The sequence below is a fragment of the Wolbachia endosymbiont of Mansonella perstans genome, from assembly GCF_020278605.1.
In the GTDB taxonomy this organism is placed as follows: Bacteria; Pseudomonadota; Alphaproteobacteria; order Rickettsiales; family Anaplasmataceae; genus Wolbachia.
The window spans coordinates 1-6543 of sequence record NZ_JACZHU010000061.1 but is presented as its reverse complement, the minus strand read 5'-3'; the positions used below and the strand labels follow the sequence as shown (position 1 = coordinate 6543).

Annotated in this window: 5 protein-coding genes and 1 tRNA gene; 1 reads left to right on the top strand and 5 read right to left on the bottom strand. The window is 35.5% G+C overall.

Going from position 1 to position 6543, the window contains the following annotated elements:
- Positions 1 to 127: 127 nt before the first annotated feature.
- The 5 genes from lon to IHO13_RS03975 all read right to left on the bottom strand — a co-directional run bounded on the left by lon (position 128) and on the right by IHO13_RS03975 (position 6104).
- Positions 128 to 2587, bottom strand: coding sequence for an endopeptidase La (gene lon, locus IHO13_RS03995; RefSeq protein ID WP_225538381.1), 2460 nt, complete (start codon positions 2585 to 2587; stop codon positions 128 to 130).
- Positions 2588 to 2608: 21 nt separating this feature from the next.
- Complete coding sequence (gene clpX, locus IHO13_RS03990) at positions 2609 to 3883, bottom strand: ATP-dependent Clp protease ATP-binding subunit ClpX (RefSeq protein ID WP_225538380.1); 1275 nt, start codon at positions 3881 to 3883, stop codon at positions 2609 to 2611.
- 9 nt (positions 3884 to 3892) lie between these two features.
- Entirely contained in the window at positions 3893 to 4510 is a 618-nt protein-coding gene (gene clpP / locus IHO13_RS03985; RefSeq protein WP_225538379.1) for an ATP-dependent Clp endopeptidase proteolytic subunit ClpP, read from the bottom strand.
- Positions 4511 to 4521: 11 nt separating this feature from the next.
- Positions 4522 to 5865, bottom strand: a complete 1344-nt coding sequence (gene tig, locus IHO13_RS03980; RefSeq protein ID WP_225538378.1) for a trigger factor — start codon at positions 5863 to 5865, stop codon at positions 4522 to 4524.
- A 157-nt stretch (positions 5866 to 6022) separates the two neighbouring features.
- Positions 6023 to 6104, bottom strand: a tRNA-Leu gene (locus tag IHO13_RS03975).
- 169 nt (positions 6105 to 6273) lie between these two features.
- Between IHO13_RS03975 and IHO13_RS03970 the strand changes: the two genes are divergently transcribed.
- Positions 6274 to 6543 (top strand): BON domain-containing protein (locus tag IHO13_RS03970; RefSeq protein ID WP_458695363.1); only part of this gene is annotated, 270 nt, incomplete at its 3' end.

Below are 6543 nucleotides of genomic sequence, written 5' to 3'. Positions count from 1 at the left end.
AAGTTTTCTTGTCATTTTAATCTGCACAGATTGGGAAGTTAAATAAATAGCTTCAGTATTATGATAATGGGATTAGCGGAGGTTGTTAGGTAGTTTTTACCTAAATAATTCTCAGGCAAAAACTATGCTAATGCTTTAGTGTTTCTAAGCCAGAAAAATTATCGTCCTTATTTTTTACAGAGGAAGATGGTGCATTGTTTCCATTATCGCTTTCAATTGGAATAGTAGGCTGTATCAAAGCAATTTTTATAACCTCATCAATATTCTTGACAAAAACTACATCGACTTTTTCCTTGATACTTGCTGGTATTTCTTGCATATCCTTTTCATTTTCACTAGGTATAATCACAGTCTTGATTGATCCTCTAAGTGCTGCAAGTAACTTTTCTCTCAAGCCTCCAATAGCTAAAATTCTACCACGCAGTGTCACTTCACCTGTCATAGCAACACTTTTGTTAACTGGTATGTTTGTCATAAGAGAAACAATGGATGTGCATATTGCACTACCAGCAGAAGGTCCATCCTTTGGTACAGCACCCTCAGGTAGATGCAAATGTATATCATTGTTTTGAAATTTTTCAGGCTTTATGCCAAAGAATAGACAATTTGACCGAATATAACTATACGCAGCCTTTATGGATTCTTGCATAACCTCTCCAAGTTTTCCCGTATATTTTATTTCCCCCTTACCTGGAATCAAAACTGACTCTACCATTAAAATATCACCACCTGTTTCAGTGTAGGCTAGTCCAGTTACTACCCCCACTAAACTCTCATTTTCTGCAATACCAAAGGTATATTTACGCACTCCTAAATAACCTTGTAAATCGTTAACTCCCACACATATTTTCTTATTTTTACCTTCTAATATTTTTTTCACTGCCTTTCTCATGAGCTTTGCAAGCTCCCTCTCCATACTGCGAACCCCACTCTCGCGTGTATATAAACGTATCAACTCATACAGTGCATCGTTAGTTATACTCCATTCTTTCTGACGCAAACCATGCTCTTTCTTTAATTTGGGAATTAAATGATACTTAGCGATGCTAATTTTTTCATCTTCAGTATAACCAGATAATTGTATGATTTCCATCCTATCATGCAAAGGGTGTGGTAAATTCAAGCTGTTTGCTGTAGCGACAAACATTACACTTGAAAGATCAAACTCAACTTCTAGGTAATGGTCCGTAAAGTGCTTATTGTGTTCAGTGTCCAAAACCTCAAGCAACGCAGATGCAGGGTCACCACGCGAATCAGAACCCATCTTATCTATTTCATCAAGTAAAAAAAGTGGGTTGCATGAATTAGCTTTTTTCATGTGTTGAATGACTTTGCCGGGCATTGAGCCAACATAAGTTTTTCTATGGCCACGTATTTCAGATTCATCACGCACACCACCAAGAGCTATGCGAACAAAATCTCTTCCTACTGCTCTTGCCATAGACCTAGCTAAAGAAGTTTTACCAACACCAGGTGGTCCCAATAAGCAAAGTATAGGACCCTTGATCTCTTTTACTCTCTTTAACACTGCCAAAAACTCTATTATTCTATCTTTTACCTTCTCTATACCATAATGATTTTCATCTAAGATTTTTTTAGCTGCATTTAAATTAATTTTTGCATCTTTGTATTTTCCCCATGGCAGATCAAGCAACCAATACAGATAATTAGATATAACTGTAGCTTCAGGAGAAATGGGATTCATTTTCTTATATCTTTTCAACTCAGTTATAGCTTTCTCCCTTGCTTCCTGAGAAAGCTTTATTTCTTCTATCTTTTTTTCAAATTCATTTATTATATTTCCTTCTTCTCCATTCTCAAATTCGCCCAATTCTTTCTGTATAGCTTTCAACTGCTCATTGAGGTAGTAGGCTTTCTGAGTGCTTTCAACTTGTGATTTAATTGTTTTATATAAACGGTTTTGTGCATTCAGAATGCTGATTTCTCTCTCAATAAAAGTAAAAGTTTTTTTTAAACGTTCCCCCGGACCATAAGTCTCAAGTATGCTTTGCTTACCTGATGCTTTTATATTCAAATATGAAACTATCGTGTCTACAAGCAGATCAATTTCTTTGATCTGCTCAACAGGATTAACAACAATATCAGGCTGGTTTTTCTTGTTCAGTTTACACCAGCTATCAAACGCACCTATAACAGATCGCTTTAAAGCTTCCAGATCGACATTATCCTCATCTTCCTCGTATTCATGATAATTGTCCAATTCTACTCTAGCCTGTAATAAAGTATGAGAGTCAATATACTCAACAGCTCTTCCTCTTCTGATCCCTTGGATTACAACTTTTACCGCATTATCAGGCAATTTTATCAATGGCTGTACAATATTTGCTAGCACACCTACTTCATAAAGATCTTGTGGCTCTGGGTTGTCAAGAGAGCCATCTTGCTGTGTCACAAGAAAAATCTTATTTTGGTGACTACTATTATTAATTGCATACTCTAACGCACTAATGGATTTTTCCCTGCCTATAAATAAAGGTACCACTACACTTGGAAAAATTACCACATCTCTTAAAGGCAATACCGGCAATGTAGCAAAATCAGAGTCCATAGCACACTCAATGTTCATAATACATGTTTAAATTAACCATCAACCCCCTGCTACAACGCCACCCTTGTTGCCACGATTGATCACTACTTTTCCTGATTCCACCATTTCCTTAGTAACTACTATTGTACTACCTTCAAAACCCCCGTTTCCAACTGTATACATAACATCAAGCAAAAGTGACTCTAAAATAGCACGTAACATTCTTGCACCTGTCTTGTAACTCATAGCTTTTTCAGCAATAGCTGATACCGCGTTATCTGAAAATTCAAGATTTACTTTGCTAAACGCAAGTAATGCTTTGTACTGCTTTATTAGTGCATTTCTTGGCTCTATCAGTACATGTACTAAATCTTCGTGATCTAACTCATCTAAAACAGCAGTTATTGGAACACGCCCTACAAACTCCGGTATCAAACCGAATTTAATTAAATCTTCAGGTTGAACATCACGTAAAGTATTTTTTTTCCTTTGCTCTTTAGATTGACTGATATCTGCTCCAAAGCCAACTGATGTTCCTTTCTTTCTTGCTTCAATGATCTTGTCTAAACCTTCAAAAGCCCCTCCACAAATAAATAGTATATTATTAGTATCTACTTGTACAAATTCCTGTTGTGGGTGTTTCCTTCCTCCCTGTGGCGGAACGTAAGCAACTGTGCCTTCCATAATCTTAAGTAGGGCTTGTTGGACTCCTTCGCCTGAAACGTCACGTGTTATCGAAGTACCTTCAGATTTCCTTGTGATTTTATCTATTTCATCTATAAACACTATACCACGTTGTGCCTTTGCAACATCATAATTTGCTGCTTGCAATAGACGCGATAACACGCTTTCCACATCATCACCTACATAACCTGCTTCAGTCAGAGTTGTTGCATCAGCCATCGCGAACGGCACATCTGAAACTTTAGCGAGTGTTTTGGCTAGCAAAGTCTTACCAGAACCAGTAGGACCAATGAGCATTACATTCGATTTTTCGATCTCAACATCGCTTATCGAGTGAAATTGTGCCATAGACTGACAGTGGTTATACATTGCTACAGACAAAACATGTTGCGCGTGTTCTTGACCAACAACATGCTTACTAAGAAAAATTTTTATATCTTCAGGTTTTTTTAGTAGCAACTTCACATCAGACATATAATCTGAATTAAATGCCCCACTTTTCTTTTGGCTTATTGCTCTATGAGATAACTCTATGCACTCATTACAAATAAACACTTTCAAACCGTCTGAAGAATTAGTAATTAACTTATCTACTTCATTTTGTGCTTTATTGCAAAAAGAACAGTAGTGTAAATCATCATTGTTGTCCATTAACTCACCTTATTGTCCAATTCTAATACTTTCAATCTTAATATCTTTACGCTCAGCTATTACTCTGTCAACCAAGCCAATTTTCCTGGCTTCTTCAGGATCCATGAATTTATCTCTTTCCATCATTCTTTCAATTTGCTTCAGTGAACTTCCAGTATGTTTTTCATAAATCTGATTTAGCTTTTTCTTAATTCGCAAAATTTCATTAGCATGTATTTCTATATCAGTTGCCTGACCCTGACAACCACCAGATGGCTGATGTATCATAATTCTTGAATGAGGCAGAGAGTAACGCTTACCTTCTGTACCAGCTGCAAGCAGCAAAGAGCCCATAGATGCAGCTTGACCTATACACAAAGTTGAAACATCTGGTTTTATATACTGCATTGTATCATAGATCGACAAGCCAGCAGTTACAATGCCACCTGGGGAGTTAATATACATAAAAATGTCTTTATCTGGGCTTTCCGATTCTAAAAATAAAAGTTGTGCTACTATTACGCTGGCCATATTGTCCTCAATAGGACCAGTTACAAAAATTATTCTTTCCTTCACTAACCTCGAATATATGTCATAGGCACGTTCACCACGACTAGTTTGCTCAATTACAATTGGTATAAGAGTCATACCTTTTTCTACTAAATATTATCAAATAATTCCTTTAACCCTTTCACAGAAACAATTTGCTCTTCTTTATTAACTTTTTCTATTATATAATCTGTAACTTTATGCTCAAGAGCTTGCCCTCTAACTAACTCCTGAAATTGCCTGTTTGAGCTAAAATGTTTCAATGCTCTATTAAGCAGTACATCTTTATTGACATACTGATTCAGAATAACATTTAAAACATCATTTTGAGTTAATGATATTTTATGTTCTGTACTGAACTTCATAAGTAACATTGCAAGCTTTACTCGTCTTTCAGCTTCCTTACAAGAGTCATCTTTAGAGTTCAACTCTCTTTCCACTCTCTGCTGTTCCTGTTTTACTACGTCTGTAGGCAAATCAAAGCTGTAACTAGCATCCAAACAATCAAATAGCTCCTTCTTAATTAAGAGTTCTCCCATTTCTTTACATTGATTATCAATTACTTCTTTTGCATGATTTATTAGCGAAGAATAATCCTCAAAACCAATCCTCTTAGCTACTTCATCATCACTTCCAAAATCTTCAGCAATCTGAATATCATTAATTCGGACAGAAAAAGTAGCCTCTTGTCCCGCAAGGGAAATTACCTGGTAATCCTCGGGAAACCTCAACTTAAAGCTTTTTGTTTCTCCTTTTTTCACGTCAATTAATTGATCTTCAAAACCATCGATAAATGCGCCGGATCCTAAATTAACAGCAAAATTTTTGCCACTTCCACCTTGAAAGAGTTTGTTTCTAATCCGCCCCTCAAAATCAATTGTCAATTTATCCCCATTTTTCGCTTGATAAGAATCATCATCAACAGAGATAAGATTAGGAAATTTTGTTTTTATAGAATCAATAAATTCCTTTATGTCTCCCTCTTCGATTTTTGCCTCAACTTTCTTCAAATTTATTTTACCAAGATCTATTGTTGGAACTTCTGGCATTGACTCAAAAGACAGTTTGTATACAAAATCGCCTTTTTCATCCTTTTTATCCAGATCCGGTAATGATATAATATCAATCTTAGGATGAATGTGAGACTTGACTTCAATTTTTTTCATTAAATCACTTGAGCAACAGTCAACCGTATTATTCACTACATATTCCAAAACTTCACTTTTATAGTTTTTAACAACAAGATCGTAAGGCGTCTTCCCGGATCTAAATCCAGGCAATTTTGCATTCTTCACTACCTCTTGTAATCTAGAATTCATCTTTTGTTCTATATAATCGCTACTAACTGTGATTTCATACTCATGCTTTAGTTTATCTACACTAAGCTTCTTATAGGTATATATATTACTTGATGTATCTACTTCGACTGCATTTTGAGGTATGTTGCTGGACATCATAACCTATTTATCAATGTTTTAATTTATATTTTTATAAAGCTATTTTACTAGAATCTCAGTAAAATACAATCCTTAAGAACGAGTTTTTACACAAACATTAGAGTATATTTAGTAATCATAAACCTTTTTTTTAATCCAAGTACATGACTTTGAGTGCGGATAGAGGGACTTGAACCCCCACGAGCAAGCTCACCAGGACCTAAACCTGGCACGTCTACCAATTCCGCCATATCCGCAAGAATTTTTCAGCAACTTATAACTAACATAAACTATTCCTATCACCCTAATTATAAGTACCGTCTTAAAAAGACTCAAGGTCTTAAGTCTTACTTAATTTATAGTATTTACACAATCAAAAAAGCTTATTAACATTCCTTATGAAAATTCTAAACCTGAAAATCAATAATGAGACTAACAACAAGCTTCTTACTTGGAATTTTTCTAATTACACAGAGTGGCTGTACACCACTTATAATAGGTAGCGTAGTGGCTACAGCAACAGCAATAACAACACAAGATAAATCTTTGGGAAATATTGTTGATGATACAACTATGGTAATTAGAATCAATAAAGGACTCCTAAAGCATGGACTATTTTCATCTATAAAGGTTAAAGTAAGCGAAGGAAGAGTATTGCTCATTGGAAACGTTGATACCCCTGAAAAGCAACTCACA

Excerpts from the sequence above, each read along its gene's own strand:
- tig (WP_225538378.1), bottom strand. The coding sequence starts at position 5,865 with ATGTCCAGCAACATACCTCAAAATGCAGTCGAAGTAGATACATCAAGT.
- clpP (WP_225538379.1), bottom strand. The coding sequence starts at position 4,510 with ATGACTCTTATACCAATTGTAATTGAGCAAACTAGTCGTGGTGAACGT.
- lon (WP_225538381.1), bottom strand. The coding sequence starts at position 2,587 with ATGAACATTGAGTGTGCTATGGACTCTGATTTTGCTACATTGCCGGTA.
- clpX (WP_225538380.1), bottom strand. The coding sequence starts at position 3,883 with ATGGACAACAATGATGATTTACACTACTGTTCTTTTTGCAATAAAGCA.